Source organism: Klebsiella aerogenes (genome assembly GCA_029027985.1).
Lineage (GTDB): Bacteria > Pseudomonadota > Gammaproteobacteria > Enterobacterales > Enterobacteriaceae > Klebsiella > Klebsiella aerogenes_A.
On sequence record CP119076.1, the window covers coordinates 64,206 to 90,005 of the forward strand.

The 25,800-nt window shown below is 55.7% G+C and carries 20 protein-coding genes, 1 tRNA gene and 1 pseudogene; 10 read left to right on the top strand and 12 right to left on the bottom strand.

What is annotated here, in order from left to right:
* Positions 1-56: 56 nt before the first annotated feature.
* The 3 genes and pseudogenes from nlpA to PYR66_00325 all read left to right on the top strand — a co-directional run bounded on the left by nlpA (position 57) and on the right by PYR66_00325 (position 2,745).
* Positions 57-866, top strand: a complete 810-nt coding sequence (gene nlpA / locus PYR66_00315; GenBank protein WEF30538.1) for a lipoprotein NlpA — start codon at positions 57-59, stop codon at positions 864-866.
* Positions 867-988: 122 nt separating this feature from the next.
* Complete coding sequence (locus tag PYR66_00320; GenBank protein WEF28222.1) at positions 989-1,768, top strand: MBL fold metallo-hydrolase; 780 nt, start codon at positions 989-991, stop codon at positions 1,766-1,768.
* A gap of 22 nt (positions 1,769-1,790) precedes the next feature.
* Positions 1,791-2,745 (top strand): annotated as a pseudogene (locus PYR66_00325) (helix-turn-helix domain-containing protein).
* On the opposite strand, the gene PYR66_00330 reads toward PYR66_00325, so the two are convergent.
* Positions 2,742-3,791, bottom strand: a complete 1,050-nt coding sequence (locus PYR66_00330) for an NAD(P)-dependent alcohol dehydrogenase (GenBank protein ID WEF28223.1) — start codon at positions 3,789-3,791, stop codon at positions 2,742-2,744. The pseudogene PYR66_00325 and the gene PYR66_00330 overlap by 4 nt on opposite strands.
* 176 nt (positions 3,792-3,967) lie before the next feature.
* Positions 3,968-5,059: an acyltransferase gene (locus PYR66_00335; GenBank protein WEF28224.1), complete on the bottom strand. Its 1,092-nt coding sequence runs from the start codon at positions 5,057-5,059 to the stop codon at positions 3,968-3,970.
* Between the two features lie 754 nt (positions 5,060-5,813).
* Here PYR66_00335 and PYR66_00340 point away from each other — a divergent pair.
* The gene (locus PYR66_00340) at positions 5,814-7,010 is read left to right on the top strand and encodes a hypothetical protein (GenBank protein WEF28225.1); all 1,197 of its coding nucleotides are present in this window, start codon (positions 5,814-5,816) and stop codon (positions 7,008-7,010) included.
* Positions 7,011-7,127: 117 nt separating this feature from the next.
* Here PYR66_00340 and PYR66_00345 read toward each other — a convergent pair whose 3' ends face one another.
* Positions 7,128-7,331, bottom strand: coding sequence for a hypothetical protein (locus PYR66_00345; GenBank protein WEF28226.1), 204 nt, complete (start codon positions 7,329-7,331; stop codon positions 7,128-7,130).
* Between the two features lie 158 nt (positions 7,332-7,489).
* Positions 7,490-7,584, bottom strand: a tRNA-Sec gene (locus PYR66_00350).
* 373 nt (positions 7,585-7,957) lie between these two features.
* On the opposite strand from PYR66_00350, the gene yicI reads away from it, so the two are divergent.
* Together yicI and PYR66_00360 are read left to right on the top strand one after the other, a co-directional pair.
* On the top strand, positions 7,958-10,276 hold the full coding sequence (gene yicI / locus PYR66_00355; protein ID WEF28227.1) for an alpha-xylosidase: 2,319 nt from the start codon (positions 7,958-7,960) through the stop codon (positions 10,274-10,276).
* A gap of 158 nt (positions 10,277-10,434) precedes the next feature.
* The gene (locus PYR66_00360; protein WEF28228.1) at positions 10,435-11,157 is read left to right on the top strand and encodes an SIS domain-containing protein; all 723 of its coding nucleotides are present in this window, start codon (positions 10,435-10,437) and stop codon (positions 11,155-11,157) included.
* Positions 11,158-11,793: 636 nt separating this feature from the next.
* On the opposite strand, the gene PYR66_00365 is transcribed toward PYR66_00360, so the two are convergent.
* The 4 genes from PYR66_00365 to PYR66_00380 form a co-directional block, all read right to left on the bottom strand.
* A complete protein-coding gene (locus PYR66_00365) occupies positions 11,794-13,173 on the bottom strand; it encodes a glycoside hydrolase (GenBank protein ID WEF28229.1) in 1,380 nt (459 codons plus the stop codon).
* Positions 13,174-13,186: 13 nt separating this feature from the next.
* Positions 13,187-14,746, bottom strand: coding sequence for a PTS transporter subunit EIIC (locus PYR66_00370; protein WEF28230.1), 1,560 nt, complete (start codon positions 14,744-14,746; stop codon positions 13,187-13,189).
* Between the two features lie 211 nt (positions 14,747-14,957).
* Positions 14,958-16,667: an AsmA family protein gene (locus tag PYR66_00375; GenBank protein ID WEF28231.1), complete on the bottom strand. Its 1,710-nt coding sequence runs from the start codon at positions 16,665-16,667 to the stop codon at positions 14,958-14,960.
* Positions 16,668-16,829: 162 nt separating this feature from the next.
* Complete coding sequence (locus tag PYR66_00380) at positions 16,830-18,221, bottom strand: uracil-xanthine permease family protein (GenBank protein WEF28232.1); 1,392 nt, start codon at positions 18,219-18,221, stop codon at positions 16,830-16,832.
* Between the two features lie 287 nt (positions 18,222-18,508).
* Here PYR66_00380 and gltS point away from each other — a divergent pair, with 287 nt between their 5' ends.
* Positions 18,509-19,711: a sodium/glutamate symporter gene (gene gltS, locus PYR66_00385; GenBank protein WEF28233.1), complete on the top strand. Its 1,203-nt coding sequence runs from the start codon at positions 18,509-18,511 to the stop codon at positions 19,709-19,711.
* A 90-nt stretch (positions 19,712-19,801) separates the two neighbouring features.
* On the opposite strand, the gene glpK is transcribed toward gltS, so the two are convergent.
* Together glpK and PYR66_00395 are read right to left on the bottom strand one after the other, a co-directional pair.
* A complete protein-coding gene (gene glpK / locus PYR66_00390; GenBank protein ID WEF28234.1) occupies positions 19,802-21,313 on the bottom strand; it encodes a glycerol kinase GlpK in 1,512 nt (503 codons plus the stop codon).
* A 21-nt stretch (positions 21,314-21,334) separates the two neighbouring features.
* Positions 21,335-22,183, bottom strand: a complete 849-nt coding sequence (locus PYR66_00395) for an aquaporin (GenBank protein WEF28235.1) — start codon at positions 22,181-22,183, stop codon at positions 21,335-21,337.
* A gap of 438 nt (positions 22,184-22,621) precedes the next feature.
* Between PYR66_00395 and zapB the strand changes: the two genes are divergently transcribed.
* On the top strand, positions 22,622-22,867 hold the full coding sequence (gene zapB / locus PYR66_00400) for a septal ring assembly protein ZapB (protein WEF28236.1): 246 nt from the start codon (positions 22,622-22,624) through the stop codon (positions 22,865-22,867).
* A 151-nt stretch (positions 22,868-23,018) separates the two neighbouring features.
* On the top strand, positions 23,019-24,008 hold the full coding sequence (locus tag PYR66_00405) for a sulfate ABC transporter substrate-binding protein (GenBank protein WEF28237.1): 990 nt from the start codon (positions 23,019-23,021) through the stop codon (positions 24,006-24,008).
* Positions 24,009-24,160: 152 nt separating this feature from the next.
* Here the strand turns inward: PYR66_00405 and PYR66_00410 are convergent, their stop codons facing one another.
* Complete coding sequence (locus PYR66_00410) at positions 24,161-24,577, bottom strand: hypothetical protein (GenBank protein WEF28238.1); 417 nt, start codon at positions 24,575-24,577, stop codon at positions 24,161-24,163.
* Between the two features lie 210 nt (positions 24,578-24,787).
* Complete coding sequence (locus PYR66_00415) at positions 24,788-24,934, bottom strand: hypothetical protein (GenBank protein ID WEF28239.1); 147 nt, start codon at positions 24,932-24,934, stop codon at positions 24,788-24,790.
* A gap of 96 nt (positions 24,935-25,030) precedes the next feature.
* On the opposite strand from PYR66_00415, the gene PYR66_00420 reads away from it, so the two are divergent.
* Positions 25,031-25,795, top strand: coding sequence for a CDP-diacylglycerol diphosphatase (locus PYR66_00420; protein ID WEF28240.1), 765 nt, complete (start codon positions 25,031-25,033; stop codon positions 25,793-25,795).
* Positions 25,796-25,800: the final 5 nt, after the last annotated feature.

Genomic DNA, 25,800 nt, shown 5'->3' on the forward strand with positions numbered 1-25,800 from the left:
TATAGTTTTGAACGAAAAATAATAATGATTTTCCATGGACTGACGGGGTACTGATGATGAAATTACGTTTACGGACGGCGGCGGCGGTCATGCTGGCGGGCCTGCTGTTGGCTGGCTGCGATCGGAAAAGCGACGATGTCAAACACATTAAGGTCGGCGTGATCAACGGCGCGGAACAGGATGTGGCGGAAGTGGCGAAGAAAGTGGCGAAAGAGAAATATGGCCTCGACGTTGAACTGGTGGGCTTTAGTGGCTCGCTGCTGCCAAATGATGCGACCAACGCCGGGGAACTGGACGCCAACGTCTTCCAGCACCGGCCTTATCTGGAACAGGATAACAAAGCGCATAACTACCATCTGGTGGCTATTGGCAACACTTTTGTCTTCCCGATGGCTGGCTATTCGCGCAAGATTAAATCGGCCGCCGATATCAAAGACGGCGCGACTATCGCCATTCCCAACGACCCGACCAATCTTGGCCGCGCGCTGCTGTTATTACAAAAAGAGCAGTTGATTACCCTCAAAGCGGGTACCGGCCTGCTGCCGACGGTGGTGGATATCACCAGTAACCCGCGCAACCTGAAAATTATGGAACTGGAAGGGGCGCAGCTGCCGCGGGTGCTTGACGATCCGAAGGTAGACGTCGCTATCATCAGCACCACCTATCTGCAGCAAACCGGGCTATCCCCGGTGCGCGATGGGATCTTTATTGAAGACAAAAACTCGCCTTATGTGAACATCATTGTGGCGCGTGAAGACAATAAAGACGCGGAGAACGTGAAAGAGTTTATGCAGTCATACCAGTCGCCGGAAGTGGCGAAGGCGGCAGAAACGATTTTCAACGGCGGTGCAGTACCAGGCTGGTAATCATCGACGGCAACCGCCTCAGGTTGGCCTGATTCCATCGATCATTGCCCAAATGCCCATATTGCGTCAGGCTGGCGCTCAGTACGATGTTCGTCAAGATAACCCCACAGAGGCAGGCTAAGATGAACATCACCCATATCCGTAATGCTACACAGATTATTGAATACGCCGGGAAAAAATTCCTGATAGACCCAATGCTGGCGGACAAAGGCGCCTGGCCGGGATTCCCGGGAACCGCGCGCAGCGAACGGCGTAACCCGTTGGTGGCGCTGCCGTTTTCCCGCGATAAAATTATCGACGTCGATGCGGTGATCGTCACCCATACCCATGATGATCACTGGGACGCGGCGGCGATCGCCGCGATCCCCAAAACCCTGCCGGTATTCGTGCAACACGAGGCTAACGGCGCGCTGCTGCGCAGCCAGGGCTTTGCGGATATCCGCTTGCTCGCGGAACGCAGCGAATTTGCTGGCGTGAGCCTGCAAAAAACCACTTCTGGCCAGCACGGCAGCGACCGGACCTACGCGGTGCCAGCGATGGCCGAACGGCTGGGCGAGGCCTGTGGCGTGGTATTCCGTCATCCGCAGGAGAAGACGCTGTGGCTGGTCGGCGATACTATCTGGCGCGATGAAATTGAAGCTGACATGCTCAAACTGCGTCCGGATGTGGTGGTGCTGAACGCGGGATACGCTCATGTCATCGGCTTTGGCCCGATCATCATGGGTAAAGAGGACCTGCTGAGAGCGCACTTCACCTTGCCGGAGGCGAAAATCATGGCGATTCATCTGGAAGCGGTTAACCATTGTCTGGTGAGCCGTGAAGAGATGCGCCAGTACGTGACGGATAATCAGATTGCTGATGTGGTTAGCATTCCGCAGGATGGCGAAATCGTCGTTTATTAAGTTGATCAGGGGAGGCGTCGCGATGAAATTAACCGCAGTGGTGATTGTCGCTGTGGACGGCTTTAGCCCGTTTCACTACTCCGTCCCCTGCATGCTGTTTGGCGATACGGTCTCTGATACCAAACGTTTTCAGCTGCGCATTTGCGCTGAGCGGCCGGGGTTGCTCAGCGCACGCGACGGTTTCGCGCTGTACGCCAGCGGCGATTACGCCACCCTTGAGCAGGCCGATATTGTGGTGGTGCCCTACTGGGGCGAGGTCAATCAGCGTCCGCCGCAGGCGCTGCTCGATAGCCTGGTGCGGGCGCGGGATAACGGCGCGGAAATCGTCGGCCTGTGTCTCGGGGCTTTTGTCCTTGGTTACGCCGGGCTGTTGGACGGCAAGCGGGCGGCGACCCATTGGGAGTTTGAACAAGATTTCCAGCGCCTGTTTCCGCAGGTGCGGCTCGATATCAACGCCCTGTACGTGGACGACCAGCGGATGATAACTTCGGCGGGTACCGCGGCAGCGCTCGACTGTTGCCTGTATATCATCCGCCAGCGCTTCGGCAGTCTCGTCGCCAACCAGATTGCCCGGCGGATGATTGTACCGCCGCACCGTGAAGGCGGCCAGGCGCAGTTTATCGCCCAACCGGTGCCGGGAAACACCCGTGACGCGCGGATTAACTGCTTGCTGGATTACCTGCAGCAACATATTGCCGAGCCGCATAACCTTGATGCGCTGGCTCAGGTGGTGGCGATGAGCCGCCGCACTCTGACCCGCCACTTCGTCCGGGCGACCGGGATGAGCATCGCCAACTAGGTTGACTGCCGAACGTCTGCGTCGCAGCCAGAGCCTGCTCGAAGCGGGTGATTTACCCATCGAGCAGGTGGCGGAAGCGGTAGGGTATCTCTCCGCCGTGACATGGCGTCAGCAGTTTAAGGCGCGCTTTGGCGTCAGCCCGACGGAGTGGCGGCGCACTTTCCGCCGTGGCGCTTAGCCAGCGAGGGTTGAACTGTCGATCACAAAGCGATATTTCACGTCGCCTTTAACCATTCTTTCCCAGGCTTCGTTGATCTGATCGGCGCGGATGAGCTCAATATCAGCGACGATGCTGTGTTCGGCGCAGAAATCGAGCATCTCCTGGGTTTCCGGAATGCCGCCAATCATCGAACCGGCGATCGACCGGCGACGGAAGATCAGGTTGAACACCTCCGGCGACGGGTGCGGTGTGGCCGGGGCACCAACTAGCGTCATCGTGCCATCGCGTTTAAGCAGCGTGGTGAAGGCATCGAGATTGTGTGGCGCCGCCACGGTGTTGAGGATGAAATCGAAACTTTTGACATGGGCCGCCATTTCGTCTTCGTTACGCGACACCACGACTTCATCAGCGCCGAGCGCTCTGGCCGCATCGCGCTTGGATTCGGAGGTGGTAAAGGCCACCACGTGGGCCCCCATGGCGTGGGCCAACTTGATCCCCATATGTCCAAGTCCGCCGATACCGACCACGCCGACTTTTTTACCCGGGCCCGCGTGCCAGTGACGCAGCGGAGAGTAGGTGGTAATCCCGGCGCACAGCAGCGGCGCAACAGCGGCCAGTTGGGCTTCGGGGTGATTTATCCGCAGTACGTAGCGCTCATTGACCACGATTTGCTGCGAATAGCCGCCCAACGTATGACTCGGCGCGTCCTGAGTGGGGCCGTTATAGGTCAGCACCATATGGTCGCAGTAGTTTTCCAGGCCTTCTGCGCACTCTTCGCACTGTTTACAGCTATCGACCATGCAGCCGACGCCAACCAGATCGCCCACGGTGTAGCGCGAGACGGCGTTGCCGACCGCGGTGACCCGGCCGACGATTTCATGCCCCGGTACGCAGGGATAAAGCGTTCCGGCCCATTCCGATCGCGCCTGGTGGAGATCGGAGTGGCAGACGCCGCAGTATTCAATGGCGATCTGCACATCTTGCGGACCCGGTTCGCGGCGAGAGATGGCCATCGATTCCAGCGGCTGGCTGGCGGAGTACGTACCTATAGCATTGATCTGCATAGCATTACCTCTTGTGCATTAGCGTGATAAATCAAGCGGAGGGAGTTGGGTGTTTTTTGCGCGGAAAGAGTAAGCGTAGCCTGGTGAGAGCGGGATGCGAGAAGAGAAGCTCAAAGGGTTAAAAAAGAGGGCTATGTAGGGGGAAGCGCTGACTCAGCAGCGCTTTTAAATGAGGGCTAAACCCCGAGATCGCGATTGCCTGGAATGGCGATGGAGGGGATTTTGCCTTTTTTGATAAAGGAAGACAGTGCTGATCCATAGCGAATAAACCGCTTCTCACAAAGATGCCATGACAAATAGCCGAATATCAGCGCAATAATCAGCGTGGCTATTTGGTTAAAATGAACGCCATAGTCTTTAAAATGCGATGCGACAATTTGCTGTACTGGAAAACCCCATAAATATACACCGTAAGAAATATCGGCTTTAGGTTTTAAACGTAAAACACTTTTACAGGATGAAATGTACAGCAGGGAGAGGAAGATACAGGCGTACGCAAAATAGGGCGCATAGACCGTACCGATAAAAAGATAATAAAGTACGGCAAACCCCAGACAATGTGAGATCTTAATATCGATATCGTCGCGATGCAGCGCCATAATAGCGCCAAACGCGAAGCACGGAGACAGCAATTCCGCTGGCGGGTTGGTGACTAGCCATGGATACAATACCTTGGAGGATAAAAACGGTTCGATCAGGATCATACCGAAAAGTAAAATGCTTAGCTTTTTCGAGTTCAGTAACCCGGTGGCGTAAAGCCCAAACAGCATGACGTAGGCAAAAACTTCATAGGGGATCGTCCACAGCGAACCATTCACAACATTTGGGTACGGATTGCTAGTGAATAAACCGGGTAAGCTGAATTGCGGCGTCATGGTGGTGATATTCCAGGTATAGCTATACACCTCGGCGTGCGATAAATAATCCGTTATCGACAGCGATGTTAGTAATGGCCCGAGAATAAATGCGGTGATCAGGCTTGAAATGATCAGCGCAGGCCATATTCGAAAGAGTCGTGAAATCGTAAAATGAACCAGATCGCCTTTATTCATTAATGAGTTAGTCACAACTAACCCACTCAGGAAGAAAAATATTTTTACCGCCAGTGAACCCGAGTAATCAGGTGGTAGTAAGCGAGCGATAAAGTCACTTTTTCCGAGCTGGGGAGAAAGCGCATAGGCATGGCCGTAAATGACCATGCACGCAGCAATAACTCTGAATAAATCTATGTTATTATTGTCTTTTTTTAAGATATCAGAAAGCTTCAACGCTCCCCCTTATGCGTAATAATACACACATGACCATTCCTGTGAGTTTTTGTAACTTATTGTTATTAAAGTGTTTTTAATAAAAAGGTGAGGATTCGCTCACCTGAGCCAATTGCACGTCATTCAAATAAGTTCGAGTAACCTGTTTTTATAATGAAAAATCATTTTATGAGCACTCTGGCCATTAATAAAACAAGCGCAAATTGCGCTAAAAAATGTTGGCGAGGTTTCTCTCATTTGTGCATTGATCATATCAGACTAGCTTGATGAAAGAATGTTTGTGAAGAGAATTAAGTTGATGTAAGTCACATTTCCTAATTACTGACTGGATGAAAGATAAACAGGCGATATTTTTACCCAATCAACAAACGGTAAAAATAATCATTATCATATAGGAGTGCGAACGGTGATGATGCTGACCTTTTGGCGTGGTTGTTAAAAGTTACTCGTAGTTTTGGGTATGATAGTGAGGTTGTTTCATATTTGAGAATATTTCTCCCTCCATGTCGCAAATACCAATATCGTCACCAGCGAATAATAATATTGCGTGATGGGTCAAAGTTTATGCCTTGACTCCCGGCATCCTGCGTGAGATTTTCCCTTTATCAAATAATAAACAGAGTTTCATATTTGAAACAAAAATATAAACATCGCGCTATTTAAAGAATAGTTTCATCCGTGAGACAAAATAAAAAAGTCGATATTAATCGACGGCCTTTTATCGCTTATTAAAATATAAAATGAGGCATGTGCTATGCGTAAATTACTCCTCCCGCTGCTGCTGGCAGCCGGTACCAGCGGGCTGGCGCTGGCAGACGACGGTAAGCCGTTCCCGCATATCGGCTGGCGCAGTGCGGATAATCTCGCCGGGCTGGATTTCGGCGGCGCGCTGCGGGCCAATTATCGCTATGAAGACTGGAAGGGCAGTAATTATCGCAACCCGCCGCATCTGCGTTTTGATACATTCCGTATCGATAGCAGCGGCTTTTATAATAACTATTTCTTTGATGCCGGATTCTGGTTTCAGGATCACCGTAAATACGCCGTCGACCGCGCTTACGTAGGATATCGCTTCGATGAAAATAATGATATCCAGTTGGGGATCCCCGGCAAACCTTTCGGTCTTGAACCCTACCCGCAATTTGGCTGGTCCTATGGCATTCCGTTTTATTTAGGCTTTGGCGTCAACGCCGGCAGCGGCGTGAACTATCAGTATCATGATAATAACTGGTCGCTGGATGTGGCCTATTTCCCGTGGATGGAGCCGGAGAATTTACGCTATGCGCCGGATGTTGGCGATTATGATCGGCTGAAAAACACCATCTATCCGACCCAGCATCAACAGCATAATGAAAAGCGCGATCAGGTGAACGTACGTATCACGCGTGCTTTCCACGGTGGCGGTTGGAACAACGAGCTGGGTGGCTCGCTGGCGCTGGCGCGCCTGCACAACCGCGAGACTGACGACGATGGCACCTTCTGGGCGGCGGGCGTGCATGGGATGTTGCATAACGGGCCGTGGCAGCTGACTTCGCAGCTGATTCGCTACCAGTACGATCCGAAGAACCCGGCTGGCGTTAGCGACGATACCATTTTGATGGGCGGCAATGGCCTGACACCTGCTTACCTGATCCCGGCGAAAGCCACCACCGCGTCGCTCAACGTCGCCCGTGATGTCGATGTGAAGTGGGGGGGCGTATCGAAGCTGCGTTTTTACAACGATTACAGCGTGCTATGGAAAGATAAAAGCGGCTGGAGCGATTCGCAGATGAACACCCTTGGCGTGCAGGTCTTTGCGCTGCCGGTGATGTTCTGGGTTGATCTCAGCTGGGCGAAAAACGTCAATCCGTGGGGCGGCGCGCTGAACTCCACCGGCTGGACCAGTACTCAGTCCGAAGGCAGCGGCAAATGGTATTTCCGTACTAACGTCAATATTGGCTATTACTTCTGATGGGGATCCCTGCTCGCGCTGCGCTCAGCAGGGCTACGGTTTAGCGCCATCTGGTAGCCCGGGTCAGGCTTTAGCCGCCACCCGGGGTTTTCCTTGCTCGCGCTACGCTTAGCAGGGCTACAGTTCCGCGCCATCATCAGAGAATATTGATGTCAGCTCCTTTCTTATTTTTAGCTGATCGTTTTCAATTTCACCATGTGCTATCGGTGAGTAAATTGCGGTTTGTAACTGTACACGTTCAAAATCATAACCAATATCTTTCGCAATGGTGGAAAGTCTATTAACAAACAAATCATTACTGGTTTGATTCCAGATGATCACGCCGGCGTTATTAAGTGCTTTTTTATCGATAAATCGTTAGATAAATTTCTGAACTTGAACGGCAATGACGGGCTAATTAAAATAACGATTGATTTAATAGAGTAGGTTAAAAATAGAATATTTAATATATGCCGAATGGCCGATGGGGAGGGAGAACTTGGCGGAAGATCACAGGAGTTGAACCTGCCCGGGACCGCTGGCGGCCCCAACTGGATTTGAAGTCCAGCCACCTCACCGGAGATGACGATCTTCCGCGCCTCGATTGCTACATGGAGGCGGGGCGCATTATAGCTACTTTCAGGCATTTACCACATACCTAAACGCACTTTTTTACTGTTAAAACTGGACTTTACAGAACAGTCTGACACAAATCCTTTCAAAATCCATGGGTTACACTTTTCCTCTCGCTTTCGGGCTACCACGATCACATAAAACAAGAAACGTAATTTGATAACGAGATATCGCAATTCATCTTACTGTGTGGATAGTTTACAAATTCTGTAACCGGTACCACCCCGCGGTATCGCTGAAGGAAGCGTGTGCAAACCGAAGGCGCGCGTCGCAACGGACAAGACTTCGCCTCTGCACCGATCGGCAAAGTATTGCAAACCTAAGAGGACGTTTTAATGAAAATCAGTGATGGAAACTGGCTCATTCAACCAGGGCTCAACCTGATCCAGCCCGTACAGGTCTACGAGGTGGAGCAGCAGGGCGCTGAAATGGTGGTTTATGCCGCGCCGCGCGATGTCCGCGAGCGCGCCGGGCAACTGGATACGCCGCTGTTCACCCTGCGCTTTTTCTCCCCACGGGAAGGGGTGATCGGTGTGCGCATGGAGCACTTTCAGGGGGCGTTGGACAAGGGGCCGCACTATTCGCTGAACGTGCTGAACGATGTGACTGTCGAGATACAGAACATGGCGGAATTCGCCGAACTGAAAAGCGGCAACCTCAGCGTACGCGTCACTAAAGGCGAATTCTGGTCGCTGGATTTTCTGCGCAACGGCGTGCGTATCACCGGCAGCCAGCTGAAAAATAACGGCTACGTGCAGGATAGCAAGACTAACCGCAACTACATGTTCGAGCGTCTTGACCTCGGTGTTGGCGAAACCGTTTATGGCCTCGGCGAGCGCTTTACCGCCCTGGTGCGCAATGGCCAGACGGTCGATACCTGGAACGAAGACGGCGGCACCAGCACTGAACAATCCTACAAAAACATCCCGTTCTACCTGACCAACCGCGGCTACGGCGTGCTGGTGAATCATCCGCAGCGCGTCTCCTTTGAGGTTGGTTCGGAGAAGGTCTCAAAGGTGCAGTTCAGCGTCGAAGGCGAATACCTCGAGTACTTTGTGATCGACGGCCCGACGCCGAAAGCGGTGCTTAACCGTTATACCCAACTAACCGGTCGTCCGGCGCTACCCCCGGCGTGGTCCTTTGGCCTGTGGCTGACCACGTCATTCACCACCAACTATGACGAAGCGACGGTGAACCGTTTTATCGACGGCATGGCCGAGCGCAATCTACCGCTGCACGTCTTCCACTTCGACTGTTTCTGGATGAAGGCCTTCCAGTGGTGCGATTTCGCATGGGATCCGCTGACCTTCCCGGACCCGGAAGGGATGATAACGCGTCTGAAGGCGAAAGGGCTGAAGGTTTGCGTGTGGATCAACCCGTATATCGGCCAGCGTTCGCCGGTGTTCAACGAATTGAAAGAGAAGGGTTATCTGCTGAAGCGCCCGGACGGTTCGCTGTGGCAGTGGGATAAATGGCAGCCGGGGCTGGCGATTTACGACTTCACGAATCCTGAAGTCTGCCAGTGGTATGCTGACAAACTGAAAGGCCTGATGGCGATAGGTGTCGACTGCTTCAAGACCGATTTTGGCGAACGTATCCCGACCGACGTGCAGTGGTTCGATGGTTCCGATCCGCAGAAGATGCACAACCACTATGCCTTCATCTACAACGAACTGGTGTGGAATGTGCTGAAAGAGACTGTCGGCGAGCGGGAGGCGGTGCTGTTCGCCCGTTCCGCATCAGTGGGGACCCAGCAGTTCCCGGTGCACTGGGGCGGCGATTGTTACGCCAACTACGAATCGATGGCGGAAAGCCTGCGCGGCGGGCTGTCGATCGGCATGTCCGGCTTCGGCTTCTGGAGCCACGACATCGGCGGTTTCGAAAACACCGCGCCAGCCCACGTCTACAAACGCTGGTGCGCCTTCGGCCTGCTCTCCAGCCACAGCCGTCTGCATGGCAGCAAATCCTACCGTGTGCCATGGGCCTACGATGAGGAGTCTTGCGACGTGGTGCGCCACTTCACGCAGTTGAAATGCCGCATGATGCCGTATCTCTATCGCCAGGCGGCGTTGGCCAACGAGTTTGGCACCCCAATGCTGCGTTCGATGATGCTTGAGTTCCCGGACGATCCGGCCTGCGACTATCTCGACCGCCAGTATATGCTGGGGGATTCGGTACTGGTGGCGCCGGTGTTCTCCGAGGCGGGCGATGTGCAGTTCTACCTGCCGGAAGGGCACTGGACGCACTTGTGGCATAACGATGAAGCGCAGGGCGGCCGCTGGCATAAGCAGAACCACGATGTGCTGAGCCTGCCGGTCTACGTCCGCGACAACACCCTGCTGGCACTGGGCAACAATGATCAGAAACCCGATTACGCGTGGCATGAAGGCACTGCCTTCCAGCTGTTCCACCTCGGCGATGGCCGTGAAGCGCTGTGTCAGGTTCCGGCGGCCGACGGTTCCGTGGTCTTCACCCTGAAGGCGAAGCGCCAGGGCAATACTATCACCGTGAACGGTGAAGGCCAGGCCAGCGGTTGGACGCTATGTCTGCGTAATATCCCGCAGGTGGCTGGCGTGCAGGGCGGGACTCAGGCCGGCAGCGAACTCGGCGTGGTGCTGGCCGCTCAGAGTAATGCGCTAACGATTACACTCTAAGCGAGTACGTTAACGGTAGGAACCCTCTTCGCCTGCGGAGAGGGTTTTTTTATTCCATTTTTTCGTAAAAAGTAATATTCGTTTCATTCTGGTGACTCACTCCACAGACGCTTTTATCGAGCAGTGGTAGCGTAATCTGCCGCTGAGAGGAGCCCGCAATGGACTTAGAAAATATCTTTCGTGACGTGAAGTTGAGTAAAACAGAAATGACCGTGTTGCGTTTTATTCAGAATGACCCGGAGCAGTGTATCCGCGAAGGGATCCGTGCCGTCGCGGAGCGCTGCTACAGCAACCCTTCTTCGCTGGTGCGGTTGGCGAAGAAGCTTAAGTTCAGCGGCTGGCTGGAACTGGTCTATTTCATCAAGTTCAATATCACCATGCCGAAGCTCGATGTGACCAATGATATCGACTACATGAGTATTCAGCCCACAGAGGCGCTTGCGCCGCTGCTGACAGGCCTTGAACAGCACCGTATTCTGATCCACGGCAGCGGCTTTTCGCAGCTGATCGCCCAATATATTTATAATAAGTTTCTCGTCACCGGCGTGAACGCCAGCCTGGCGCTGTGGCCGGATTACGAAATCCTTGAGCAGAAGAACGCCGCCCGTTTTGATTCCATCTGGATAATTTCCAAATCCGGGCGCAGCAGTTCAGCGTTAAATTGGGTTAAGGCATTGGCAGGAAAAGAGATAAACCTGGTCTGCTTTACCGGTGATTACCAGAGCCCGCTGGCGCAGGCTGCGGATACTGCGTTTATTATTCACGACCCGCAGAAGTTCGACGATGATATTTACTGGAGCAACCCGTTTTTCGGCTACTGCATATTAGGTTTTGAGCGGCTATTGAAGATGTGGTTTACCAGTGTGCGTAGCAATAGGTAGCCCCGCGAGCGGGGGGAGTTCCCGGGTTGCGGCGTTCCGCCTTACCCGGGCTACCTATCGGCATCAGTGGTGCTCACTGTAGCCCCGCTAAGCGCAGCGCGAGCGGGGGAGTTCCCGGGTTGCGGCGTTGCGCCTTACCCGGGCTACCACCGGCTTAGTGATGCTCACCGTAGCCCCGCTAAGCGCAGCGCGAGCGGGGGAGTCCCCGGGTTGCGGCGTTGCGCCTTACCCGGGCTACCACTGGCTCAGTAATGTTCACCGTAGCCCCGCTAAGCGCAGCGCGAGCGGGGGGAGTTCCCGGGTTGCGGCGTTCCGCTTTACCCGGGCTACCACTGGCTTAGTGATGTTCACCGTAGCCCCGCTAAGCGCAGCGCGAGCGGGGGGAGTTCCCGGGTTGCGGCTTGCGCCTTACCCGGGCTACCACCGGCTTAGTGATGCTCACCGTAGCCCTGCTAAGCGCAGCGCGAGCGGGGGGAGTTCCCGGGTTGCGGCGTTCGCCTTACCCGGGCTACCTATCGGCATCAGTGGTGCTCACCGTAGCCCCGCTAAGCGCAGCGCGAGCGGGGGGAGCTCCCGGGTTGCGGCGTTGCGCCTTACCCGGGCTTAGGGGAGACGTTCCCGAATACGGGCGACGCATTACCGCCATGCGGTGAACTGTTCATCGTCGAGGTAGGTGTCAACCAACGTTTTCGCCAGCGAATACGAACCGACCAGCGGGTGGGCCATCAACGCCTGTACCGCCAGCGATCTGTCTTGCTGCAAAATCGCCGCTACCGCCAACCGCTCATACTCTTTCACGCTGGCAATCATGTTTTTCTGCGCCGTCGGCACCTTAACGGGGGTAACCGGCTTGAGGCCGTCTTTGCTCAGATCGCAGCTGATTTCAATGACATCGTCGGGGCGTAAAAAATCGAGCGTGCCGTTATTTTGTATCGATACGACAATGCGCTTGGTGGTCGTGCTGTTGACCGCCTCCAGAATATCCAGCGCCACCCCGGCGTAGCCGCCGGTGTCCGGCTCCTCGATGAACTGCCGTAGCGTTAACGGCTCGCGGGTGTGGAATTTCTCCTGTTGCGACTCGTTCTGCATATAGCTATTTTCACGGCGCAGGTAGTGCTTCATCCAGATGGTGAAGGCCGCTTCCGGGTTCGCTTTCACGTCCACGGCACCCAACTCTTCACGCATATCGTGGTTGATACGGGCGATCTGCTCGCCGCGGGTCTCCGGCGCCTGCTGAATCGACTGCAGCGCCACTTCACGATAGTAGTAGTAATAAAGATACTCATTGAGCAGCTGGTTATCACACAGTTTGACCAGCTCCGGCGAGAAGTACTGCATCGCCGTTTTGCGGTATAACGCCGGGTTGGCGACCAGTTGCGCGGTGACATCCTCGCCGCGCAGCGTGAAATGCGTAAACCAGGAGAAATGGTTTAATCCGTAGCACTCGACGCTCAGGTCGTGCGGGTCGCAGCCGAGGATTTCCGGCAGCTCGCGGATCAGCTCCGACGGCGCATCGCAAATTCCGTACACCCGGCGCTTGAAGCCGGATTTGATAATCGCTTCAGTGACCAACCCGGACGGATTGGTGAAGTTGAACAAAATGGCGTCTTTGTCGGCGTGTTCCTCGATCAACCGGCAATAGCGCAGGATCGCCGGGATCGAACGCATCGCCATGGCAAAACCGCCCGCACCGGTAGTCTCCTGGCCGAGGGTGTTATGCTCCAGCGCAATCCGTTCGTCGCGGATGCGGCTCTCATCGCCGCCGACGCGCAGCGTCGTAATGACATAATGGGTTCCCTGGAGCGCCGCGACCGGATCGCTGGTGGCGCTAAAATGAATATCCGGGCGAATCGTATTAAATACATAGCGGGCGATTTCACCGAATACCGATAAATTATCCGTCGAGCTATCCTGAAATACGACTTCCGTTAAACCAATACGGTGTGCGTTATAAGCCAGCGACTTCGCCAGGAATGCAGAGCGAACGCCGCCCCCGCCTAATACGGTTAATTTCATACCTCACTCCCCATTAATTTTCTGCTAACCAGCTATCAACCCGGGAACGCACTTGTCCCACTTTGACGCCATAAATAACCTGAACTTCATTACGATTGCGCACGACGCCATTCGCGCCGGTACTCTTTAATATTCCGTCGTCGACTAATTCCATATTGTGGATCGCCACACGCAGGCGGGTGAAACAATTATCGACGGAGATAATATTGGCCTTGCCGCCTAAGCCGTTAATGATTTCATCGGTCATCGACGGCGCGCCGGCGACTTTCTTCCGGTAATCCGCCTTGCTGTATAACTTCACATTCTCGTCATCCTCACGGCCCGGGGTCTTCAGATTTAACTTCACGACCAGCGTGCGGAAAATCGCGTAATAAACGATGAACTGACCGATGCCGATTAGCACGTATCCCGGCCAGCGGGTTAATGACACCGGCAACGGCAGGTTGTAGATCAGGAATTCAATCAGGCCGGAGGCGCCCCACGGGCGCACGGTGAAGATGTCGCAAATCGCCTGCGAAGCGGCGGTCAGCGTGGCATGGATTACCCACAGCAGCGGCGAGACAAATAAGAAGGTGAATTCAATCGGCTCGGTGATGCCGGTCAGCATTGAGGTGATGATCGCCGGCAGCAGAATCGCTTTCGCCATCGCTTTTTTCTCTGGCTTCGCGGTGTGGTAAAACGCCAACGATGCGCCCGCCAGGCCGAAAATCGTGGTCATCCCTTGCTGTGAGAAACGCAGTGCGTCGTTCATCACCGGCGTCAGGTCGGGATGGCGCATGTAGGCGAGGAAAATCGCCTGGGTGCCGGAGACCACCTGGCCGTCGACATTCAGCGTGCCGCCAATTTGCGTGAGCTGGAAAGGAGACCAAACGAAGTGGTGCAGGCCGGTTGGGATAAGGAATTTTTCAAAGAAGCCGTAGACGAATACCCCCGCCACCCCGGCGTTTTTCATAAAACCGGTCAGCGCGCTAATGCCGTGGGTCATAAACGGCCAAATCCAGGTGAAGGCGATGGCGTAGCAGATAATGACCGGCGTCATGGCGACCAATGTCAGCTTTGCCCCGCCGTACATCGACAGCGCGCCGGGCAGTTCAATATTGGAGACTTTGTTATGTACCCAGGCAATGGTGCAGCCGAGAATAATACCGAGGAAGACGCCCATATCGACCACGACAAAGCCTAAAAGCTGCGTTTGTCCGGTACCATAATATTCGCCGTTAATTTTTTCCGCGACGGCGTGGGTATGTTCCAGCCACGAATGGTTGGCGCCAAGAAACATGATAAAACACATAACTGAAACCAGCGCGACTTCCGTTTTTTTATCTTTTGCCAGGCCGTAACTTATTCCAACGCAAAACAGCAAACCGAGGTTGCCGAATAATGGCCAGAAGGTATCGCCAAGCAGTTGCCCCAGCTGATGAAATATGCTGGTTTCAGCAATCAGCGTCGGGTTAGTTAAGACGGAACTGAGAGCCAGAATTAATCCAATGACCGGCAGGAATAATACTGCGCCGATCATGGCTCTGGAGAATTTCTGCATATTCTCCAGAATACGTTGACGTATTGCAGACATGGATGTTCCTTTTATTTTTGTAGGTACAAGGGATCATTATTTTTATCAACTTCCAGTATTTTGGTTATAGCAACTCTGATATTTGAAAGGAACCTGTTGCGGGAAATAGGCACAGATAGCCGCAAATTGCGCACAGGTTTCAGGCCGGGAGAGAGGGGCTATGTGTTGCCCGGGTCAGGCGCAAGCACCGTAACCCGGGAGGAGGGGGTTGCTACGGCGTAACCGGAACCGGCGTGGCAGACGCGTTGCTGACCTCGCCGTCGCGCATCACCTGCGCGGTCTGCTGCTTATCCATATTGGCGGCGCTGAGCTGGCCGTTGACGCTGGGTTTCAGCGGCGCATCCGCCTGCACGCGGCCGTTTGCCGTTAACTGGAAATTACCGTCACCGTTAATCGGCAGTGCGGGCCAACCCCAGGCTTGCAGAATATTCAGTGGCACGCCGCGGCCAGTGAAGCTCAGATTGACCTGGCGCTGCGGCAGTTGCGATACCGCGGCGGTGGCTTGCAGGATCCCGCGTTCGGTATAGGCGCTTAGTTCGCTGATGTTAACGGTCGAGGCGTTTGCGTTCAGCTTCAGCGACGGGCGACGCACGTCAATGCGGTTAAAGGTCGCGGCGGCGGCATTCAGGGTTGCGCTGCCATTCCACACTCCCCATTGGCCCCCTTTCAACAGTTGCAGCTCGCCGCCGTAGCCGTCCAGCGCGGTGATCTGCCACGGGAAGGTCGGATCGATATCGATAATCAGGTTACGGCTGGCGCTAAACTTCTTCAGCGTCAGGCTTTGCAGCCAGCCCGGCATCGGCTCCATCCACAACTGTTTCCAGTTGGCCGGGAGGGTGTATTCCAGCCCGGCGAAGGCGGTATCGTCGAGCACCAGCGCGTTACCGGCGCGCAGCCAGTTCCCGGAGGTGCGTACCATGCCGCCTTCCCAGCGAGAGCTGAACTGGCGTAGGGCGATACCCTGCGGCGAGAATTCGGCGTTGACGATGGGGTCGAGGAAATTCAGTGAACCGTAGATAAATTCGCTGGCGTTCATCGATAGCGTACCGTCTTCGCTCTGCCAGCCGTTATGGCTCAGCGTCAGGTTGCGCAAGTTGAGGTCGAGATCGGTGACCGCCCAGCCAGGTCCCTGCAAACGCGCATCGGTCACGTCCAGGCGGCCAATCTGCAACGACGGAACGGAGGTCAGCGGCGCGAGGAACTCGTTCAGCGGCTTTGCGCTCTGTAGGCGGATTTCATTCAGACGCAGATTATCAACCAGCCAGCTGCCATCAGCGCGGCGTTTGGCGTTACCGGTCAGCGTACCGCGCGCGATGTCGGCGCCAAGGGTGCTCAGGGTGACCTCGCCGTTATTTATTTCCCCCTGGATCAGCACGTTGTTGGCTTCGACGCCGTTGAGGTTCATCGAGCCGGCGCTCATCTGGATTTGCGCCTGCCTGCCCAGCACGTCGCCCGCTTCGGGCTGCCATGGCATCACGCCGCCGGTGACGCGCTGGGCGCTCAGGCTCCAGTCGCTTTCCGGGCTATTAAAAGCCATGTCGCGCAACTGTAGACGATCGGCGGCAAACGGCATCGATGCGGAGGCGGGAGAAAGATTCAGGGTGCCACTGCTGAGCACGATTTCATCGGCGTGCAGCGGATCGCTGAGCTGACGCGTGCTGAAGCCGATATCCACCGTTTTGGCGACCAGAGTCGGCGGCTTGCCGTCGCGGCCAAAGATGACATTTTGTAGCTGCAGATGCAGCGGGGAAGAGAAGTCATGCTCCATCTTATCGAAGACAATTTTCCAGCCGGTGCTTTCACTTAACCAACTGCTGGCCTGGCGAGCGCCCCAGCGGGTTTGCAGAGCAAAGTAAGCCGCGACAATGACAACCAGCAGGGCGATCAGTAGCCAGAGAATCAGCTTTCCAAGAAATTTCATGATCTTCCATCCTGACGAGGACACATCACCGTGTTATGCACGATTTATGCGCAATCCTCAAGGCTGGAATGGTGAAATGAGATGAAGAGATGTTACCGCCGCAGGGTGTGGCTTGCGCTCCCCGGCCGCGATTGCGCCGCCGGGGAGAACGCGATTGCTGGTTTAGTTCTTCTCTGGCGGGAAGATTAAATTCAGAACAATCGCCGTGATACCGCCAGCGGCAATACCGGAGGAGAGCAGGTTCTTCAGCCAGTCTGGGGCAAACTGCAGGATCAGCGGCTGCTGAGAAACCCCGAGCCCTACCGCCAGCGACAGGGCGATAATCAGGATGGCGCGGCGATTCAACGGCTCGCGGGAGACGATACGCACGCCGGAAGCGGCGATAGTCCCGAACATCACCAGCGTTGCGCCGCCGAGTACCGGCTCAGGAATATGCTGCACAAAACCGCTCACCGCCGGGAACAGACCGAGCACAATCAACATCAGCGCCACTACAAAACCCACATAGCGGCTGGCAACGCCGGTCAACTGGATCACCCCATTGTTCTGGCCGAAGCAGGAGTTCGGGAAGGTGTTGAAAACCGCGGAAACAAACGAGTTCAGGCCGTTAGCCAGCACACCGCCTTTCAAACGTCTCATATATAGCGGGCCGGAAACCGGCTGCTCGGAAACGTCAGAGGTGGCGGTGATATCACCGATGGTTTCCAGCGAGGTGATCATAAAGACCAGCATCAGCGGCAGCAGCAGACTCCAGTCGATACCCAGGCCGTAGTAGAGCGGCGTCGGGATGGTAATCAGGCTGCTGTTGGTCGGCGCGGTGTGGGCCGGCAACATATCGAGGAGCCACGCCGCCAGGTAGCCTGCGGCCATGGCGATCACCAGCGAGGCGATACGCAGGTACGGGTTGCGCTGACGGTTGAGGAGGATAATCAGCGCCAGCACAATGCCTGCCAGCAGCAGGTTTTTCGGCGCGCCGAAGGTATGGTCGGCCATGGCTGCATAACCGCCGCCGATAGAGGTCAGGCCGACCTGAATCAACGACAGACCGATAATCATCACCACCACGCCGGAAACCAACGGAGTAATGATGCGGCGGGCGAGATGCAGGATCCGCGAGAGGACCATCTCGGTGCAGCTCGCCAGCATCAGGGTGCCGAACAGCGCGGCCATCATTGTTGGGACGTCGGCGCCGCCGGTTTTCAGCGCGGTGCCGCCCATGATCAGCGGCGCGACGAAGTTGAAGCTGGTGCCCTGGATGGAGAGCAACCCGGAGCCGACCGGCCCCCAGGCTTTAATCTGGATAATGGATGCCACGCCGGAGGCGAACAGCGACATGCTGATGATGTGTTGCGTATCTTCGGCTGGGAGGCCGAGCGCCTGACAGATGAGCAGCGCCGGGGTGATGACCGCGACAAACATCGCCAGCAGGTGCTGGAAAGCGGCGAATAGCGTTTGTGGTAGCGGCGGGCGGTCTTCGAGGCGATAGATTAATTCGCTGGCTGGTTTATGCGCAACCGGTTGCGCATTTTCTGACTCTGCGGTCTTAACGGACATCACAAACAATCCCAAGGTGGCAAAGCGGGAATTTTATCGGACTGTAGACTAAAAGCAAACGTTTGCCAGCCTTTGGCGCAAAAAATATCCGCAGCGAATACATGTAACAAAATAATTAACATTTTGTATGCTTGATCGCATCAACGCTAATACAAAATATCTTTTCCTGTCATTTTTTACGCACTTCTGCTTAAAATCGCATCCCGATTCCTCAAGATGAGAAGTAATCGACACCGGGAATATCGTCGCGTGTGAATGGATCATGCGCCTATAAGGAGCTCTTTTTTATGTTTCATCTCGATACCTTATCGACGCTCGTTGCCGCAACCATGGTGTTGCTATTAGGGCGAAAACTCGTCCAGACCGTCCCTTTCCTCAAGAAATACACTATCCCTGAACCCGTCGCGGGTGGCCTGCTGGTGGCATTGGCGCTGCTGGCGCTGAAAAAAAGCATGGATATCGAAATTGATTTCGATATGAGTCTGAAAGACCCATTGATGCTGGCGTTTTTCGCTACCATCGGCCTTAACGCCAATCTCGCCAGCCTGCGCGCGGGCGGCAAGGTGCTTGGTACGTTCCTGATTGTGGTGGTTGGCCTGTTGCTGCTGCAAAACGCCCTCGGTATCGGCATGGCGAAGCTGCTGGGGCTGGATCCGTTGATGGGCCTGCTGGCTGGTTCTATTACTCTGTCCGGCGGCCACGGCACCGGGGCGGCATGGAGCAAGCTGTTTGTTGAGCGCTACGGTTTTGCCAACGCCACCGAAGTGGCAATGGCTTGCGCAACCTTCGGGTTGGTGCTCGGCGGCCTGATTGGCGGCCCGGTCGCGCGTTACCTGGTGAAACACTCTTCTTCGCCGGACGGTACGCCGGACGACCAGATGGCGCCGACGGCGTTTGAAAAGCCAGATATGGGCCGCATGATCACCTCGCTGGTGCTGATCGAAAGTATTGCCTTAATCGCTATCTGTCTGACGATAGGTAAGGTGGTTGCGCAACTGTTGGCGGGTTCTGTTTTTGAATTGCCAACTTTCGTCTGCGTGCTGTTTATCGGCGTGATCCTCAGCAATGGTCTGGCGCTGGCGGGGCTGTATCGCGTGTTTGACCGCGCGGTGTCGGTGCTGGGCAACGTTAGTCTGTCGCTGTTCCTCGCGATGGCGCTGATGAGCCTCAAGCTGTGGGAGCTGGCGTCGCTGGCGCTGCCGATGATTATTATTCTGGCGGTGCAGGCGGTGGCGATGGCGCTGTATGCGGTGTTCGTGACCTATCGCATGATGGGCAAGAACTATGATGCTGCCGTGTTGGCTGCCGGTCATTGCGGGTTTGGTCTCGGCGCGACGCCGACGGCGATTGCCAATATGCAGGCGATTACCGACCGTTTCGGTCCGTCGCATATGGCGTTCCTGGTGGTGCCGATGGTGGGGGCGTTCTTTATCGATATCGTCAACGCGCTGGTGATTAAGCTGTATCTGCTGCTGCCAATATTTGGCTAGTGCGCGCCTGGTAGCCCGGGCGCGGGCTACCATTGAATCGGCAGTGGGGTTGTAGCCCCGGTGAGCGATAGCGAGACCGGGGATGTCTTCTTATCCTTCGTCGTGCTCTTCCCACGCCAGCGCGCGTTTCACCGCTTTCTTCCAGCCGCTGTAGCGGTAATTACGCTCGGTGGTTTCAATGCCCGGACGGAACTCGCGTTCGATAACCGCTTTCTCCTGCAACTCATCCAGATTCTGCCAGAAACCGACCGCCAGGCCTGCCAGGTAGGCTGCACCCAGCGCCGTTACTTCACGCACTTCCGGACGTTCGACGCGGGTGCCGAGAATGTCGGACTGGAACTGCATCAGGAAGTTGTTGGCGACCGCGCCACCATCTACGCGCAGAGCGTGCAGACGGATGCCGGAGTCAGCCTGCATCGCTTCCAGTACATCGCGCGTTTGATAGGCGATCGATTCCAGCGTCGCGCGGATAATATGGTTGGCGTTCACCCCGCGAGTCAGGCCGAAAATCGCGCCGCGCGCATACGGGTCCCAGTACGGCGCGCCAAGGCCGGTAAAGGCCGGTACGACGTACACGCCGTTGGTATCCTTCACCTTGGTGGCGAAGTATTCGGAGTCGAACGCATCGTTGATGAGCTTCATTTCGTCGCGCAGCCACTGAATCGACGCGCCAGCCATAAACACCGCGCCTTCCAGCGCATAGTTCACTTCGCCAGTCGGACCGCAGGCAATGGTCGTCAGCAGGCCGTGGGTTGACGTTACCGCTTTTTCGCCGGTGTTCATCAGCATGAAGCAGCCGGTGCCGTAGGTGTTTTTCGCCATCCCTTCTTTTACGCACAGTTGGCCGAACAGCGCCGCCTGCTGGTCGCCGGCGATACCGGAGATAGGAATACGGGTGCCGCCTTTACCGCCGATGTTGGTCTGGCCGTACACTTCGGAAGATTTACGCACTTCCGGCAGCATGGCGCGCGGAATATCCAGCGCCTCAAGCATTTTGTCGTCCCAGTCCAGCTCATGGATGTTGAACAACATGGTGCGCGAGGCGTTGGTGTAGTCGGTGACGTGTACGCGGCCTTGGGTCATTTTCCAGATAAGCCAGGTATCCACGGTACCAAACAGCAGCTCGCCGCGTTTTGCGCGCTCGCGGGCGCCTTCGACATGGTCGAGGATCCACTTCACTTTGGTGCCGGAAAAGTACGGGTCAACCACCAGACCGGTGGTTTTGCGGATGTACTCTTCCATCCCGTCGCGCTTAAGCTGCTCGCAGATGTCCGCGGTACGGCGACACTGCCAGACGATTGCGTTATAGATTGGTTTGCCGGTCTCACGTTCCCAAACGATAGCGGTTTCACGCTGGTTGGTGATACCAATGGCGGCAATCTCGTCGGAGTTGATGTCGGCTTTCGCCAGCACTTCAACCAGCGTGGAGCTCTGCGATGCCCAGATCTCCATTGGGTCGTGTTCTACCCAGCCTGGCTTAGGATAAATTTGTTCGAATTCACGCTGTGAAACGCTGACGATATTGGCGTCGTGATCCATCACGACAGCGCGGGAACTGGTAGTGCCCTGGTCGAGCGCAACGATATATTTTTTCTCGGTCATAATAGGTGTCCCGTAGTCAGATTACAGCGAAGCTTTTTGTTGCGACGTAGAAGAAGCAGACTCTTTTTCTTCCTCGACGCAGGTGTCGCAAGGCAGATGGCGGCCGATAAATTTACGGTAGCTGAATGCGCCCAGCGCCGCGCCGACCACCGGTGCGCACAGCGGCACCAGGAAATAAGGAATATCTTTGCCACCAGTGAAGGCGACGTCGCCCCAGCCTGCCAGCCAGGCGAAGGTTTTTGGTCCGAGGTCACGCGCCGGGTTCATGGCAAAGCCCGTCAACGGGCCCATCGATGCGCCAATGACGGCAATCAATAAACCGATCAGCAGCGGCGCCAGCGGGCCGCGCGGCACGCCGTTGCCATCGTCGGTCAGCGCTAAAATCACGCCCATCAGGATAGCGGTAATCACCATTTCTACCGCGAAGGCCTGCACAAAATTGATATGCGGATTCGGGTAGGTTGAGAAGATACCGGCCAGCTCAAGGCTTTCCACGCTGCCGCGTACCATATTGTGGGTGTGTTCGAAATCGAAGAAAAGATTGTAATAAAGCCCGTAAACTAATGCCGCAGCGCAAAAGGCGCCAGCGAATTGCGCAATAATGAAAGGAACGACTTTGCGCCCGTCGAAGCAGGCGAATAACCATAAGGCGATGGTGACCGCCGGGTTAAGGTGCGCACCAGATACGCCTGCGGTCAGGTAGATAGCCATGGCTACACCCAAACCCCAGATGATGCTGATTTCCCACTGACCGAAGCTGGCTCCCGCAACTTTGAGCGCGGCTACGCACCCAACGCCGAAAAAGATCAACAACCCGGTACCGAGAAACTCTGCGATGCACTGGCCTTTTAATGTTGATGTCTGGCTCATAATCGGATCCTGAAGCGAAGTGATTATTGTATGTATGTTGGTCGCAGACGACCATTGTGCCGTGTAGGCATAGTGTTAATTTATCGTTAACGAGCATAAACGAGAAATATCGAAATTTAAATTTGTGTTCCTCGTCAAGAAAATGAGCGTTTTCGCGCCATAAACGCGTGTTGCGACACATTTGCGCACCACTTTCGGGGTATTTTGTTAACGTGTTGATTAACAATCACCAGAGAAGTTCCGGGCAATTGCCGCGAACTCACCAGGTAAAGACTGAAAAGTGTTGCAAACCGCAATCTGCGCGGGTTGTCGCTGGACAGGTGAGGCGGGGATTCATACAATCGACGACAACACCGCTATTGTGCGCTAATTCGTTAAGGCGGGACTGCGTATACGAAACAAGAGTTTCTATCAACGCCTTGCAAGATCAGGAGAGGTATGACGATGTCATTAGAAGTGTTTGAGAAATTAGAATCTAAAGTTCAGCAGGCGATTGATACCATCACTCTGTTGCAGATGGAAATCGAAGAGCTGAAAGAAAAGAACAACACGCTGGCGCAGGAAGTACAGAGCGCGCAGCACGGCCGTGAGGAACTGGAGCGTGAAAACGGCCAGCTGAGAGAGCAACAGCAGGGTTGGCAGGATCGTCTGCAGGCGCTGCTGGGCCGCATGGAAGAAGTCTAATCGTCTCTCACCCTCTCCCGTTCGGGGGAGGGTTCTCTTTATCTCCTCGTTATACCACCAGGTTATAGCCAATCTTTTTTTATTCTTTAATCATTGGTTCGCTTTCTGGCACGCTTAACACATCACAACACGACATATAGAGAGCGGTGCGATGAATAAGTGGGGCGTGGGGTTAACTCTGTTGCTGGCATCCGCCAGCGTGCTGGCAAAAGACATTCAGCTGTTAAATGTATCGTACGATCCGACGCGTGAACTGTACGAACAGTACAACAAAGCATTCAGCGCGCACTGGAAGCAGGAAACCGGCGATAACGTGGTGATTCGCCAGTCGCACGGCGGCTCCGGCAAACAGGCCACTTCTGTCATCAACGGCATTGAAGCCGATGTGGTGACGCTGGCGCTGGCCTATGATGTTGACGCTATCGCCGAACGCGGGCGTATCGATAAAAACTGGCTGAAGCGCCTGCCGGATAACTCCGCGCCGTATACCTCGACCATCGTGTTCCTCGTCCGCAAGGGCAACCCGAAACAGATCCATGACTGGAACGACCTGATTAAACCGGGCGTATCGGTCATCACCCCGAACCCGAAAAGCTCCGGCGGCGCTCGCTGGAACTACCTGGCGGCCTGGGGCTATGCCCTGCATCAGAACCACGGCGATCAGGCTAAAGCGCAGGAATTCGTGAAGGCGCTGTATAAAAACGTCGAAGTGCTGGATTCCGGCGCGCGCGGTTCTACCAATACCTTTGTGGAACGCGGGATTGGCGATGTGCTGATCGCCTGGGAAAACGAAGCGCTGCTGGCGGCGAATGAGCTGGGTAAAGATAAGTTTGAAATCGTGACCCCGAGCGAGTCGATTCTGGCTGAACCGACGGTTTCCGTCGTCGATAAAGTGGTGGATAAGAAAGGGACTCGCCAGGTGGCGGAAGCCTATCTGAAGTATCTCTACTCGCCGGAAGGCCAGGAGATCGCCGCGAAGAACTTCTACCGCCCGCGTGATCCGAACGTTGCCGCGAAATATGCCAATGAATTCCCGAAACTGAAGCTGTTCACCATCGATCAGGAGTTCGGCGGCTGGGCGAAAGCGCAGAAGGCACACTTCTCCAATGGCGGCACCTTCGACCAGATTAGCCAGCGTTAATCCTGTTGCCCCGCTTTGGCGGGGTTTTCCCTATGACTGGGAGGAGTAGCCCGGGTAAGGCGCCAGCCGCGACCCGGGATCCCCTGCTTGCGCTACGCTTAGCAGGGCGATACGGCGCATCGCCAACCGGGAGGAGTAGCCCGGGTAAGGTGTCAGCCGCGACCCGGGATCCCCTGCTGCGCTGCGCTTAGCAGGGCGACATGGCGCATCGCCGGTTGGGAGGAGTAGCCCGGGTAAGGCGTCAGCCGCGACCCGGGATCCCCTGCTTGCGCTGCGCTTAGCAGGGCTACATGGCGCATCGCCGGTTGGGAGGAGTAGCCCGGGTAAGGCGTCAGCCGCGACCCGGGCTCCCCTGCTTGCGTTACGCTTAGCAGGGCGACATGGCGCATCGCCAACTGAGAGGAGTAGCCCGGGTAAGGCGTCAACCTCGACCCGGGATCCCCTGCTTGCGCTACGCTTAGCAGGGCGACATGGCGCATCGCCGGTTGGGAGGAGTAGCCCGGGTAAGGCGTCAGCCGCGACCCGGGAGCCCCTGCTTGCGCTACGCTTAGCAGGGCGACATGGCGCATCGCCGGTTGGGAGGAGTAGCCCGGGTAAGGCGTCAGCCGTGACCCGGGATCCCCTGCTGCGCTGCGCTTAGCAGGGCGACACGGCGCATCGCCAACCGGGAGGAGTAGCCCGGGTAAGGCGTCAGCCGTGACCCGGGATCCCCTGCTGCGCTACGCTTAGCAGGGCTACACGGCGCATCGCCGGTTGGGATGAGTAGCCCGGGTAAGGCGTCAGCCGCGACCCGGGATCCCCTGCTGCGCTACGCTTAGCAGGGCGACATGGCGCATCGCCGGTTGGGAGGAGTAGCCCGGGTAAGGCGTCAGCCGCGACCCGGGATCCCCTGCTTGCGTTACGCTTAGCAGGGCGACATGGCGCATCGCTGGTTGGGATGAGTACCCCAGGACCCGCCATCTATTTTCATTTAGTCATCAAATTACGTTACTCTTCCGGTTCTGGCTTAACAGGGAACGAGAATGAGAAGAGTAAAATATTTTTTATGGGCGCTGCTGGTGGTTATCCTGGCGGCGCTGGCTGGCGGCTATTATTGGCTGCACTCCGGCAACCCGGACGCATTACGCAAGATTGTCCTGCAGCAGTGCGTCCCTAATCAGCAGCAGCATCAAAACCCAGCGCCGTGCGCGGAAGTGAATCTGCAAGGCGGCTATGTGCTGTTTAAAGACCGCAACGGCCCGCTGCAATATCTGCTGATGCCGACCTATCGTATCAACGGCACCGAAAGCCCGTTGCTGCTCGATCCACTGACGCTGAACTTCTTCTGGCAGGCGTGGCAGGGGCGTGAAATCATGAGCCAGCGCCACGGCGGACCGATCGATGATAACGCGGTATCGCTGGCGATTAATTCGCGTAGTGGACGCACGCAGAACCATTTCCATATTCATATCTCCTGCCTGCGTCCCGATGCGCGCGCGCAGCTGGATAATGATGCCGCCGCGATTAGCAGCCGCTGGCTACCGCTGCCGGGCGGGCTTCAGGGTCATGAATATCTGGCGCGCCGGGTGACGGAAGCCGAGCTGGCGCAGCGTAGCCCATTCCTGATGCTGGCGGAAGAGGTGCCGGAAGCGCGCGAGCATATGGGGCGCTTTGCGCTGGCAATGGCCCGACAGAGCGATGGCTCGCTGGTGCTGCTGGCGACGGAGCGTAACGTACTGGCGTTAAATCGCGCCTCGGCGGAAGAAATTCAAGATCATAGCTGTGCGATCCTCAACGCAAACCACTAGTTCTG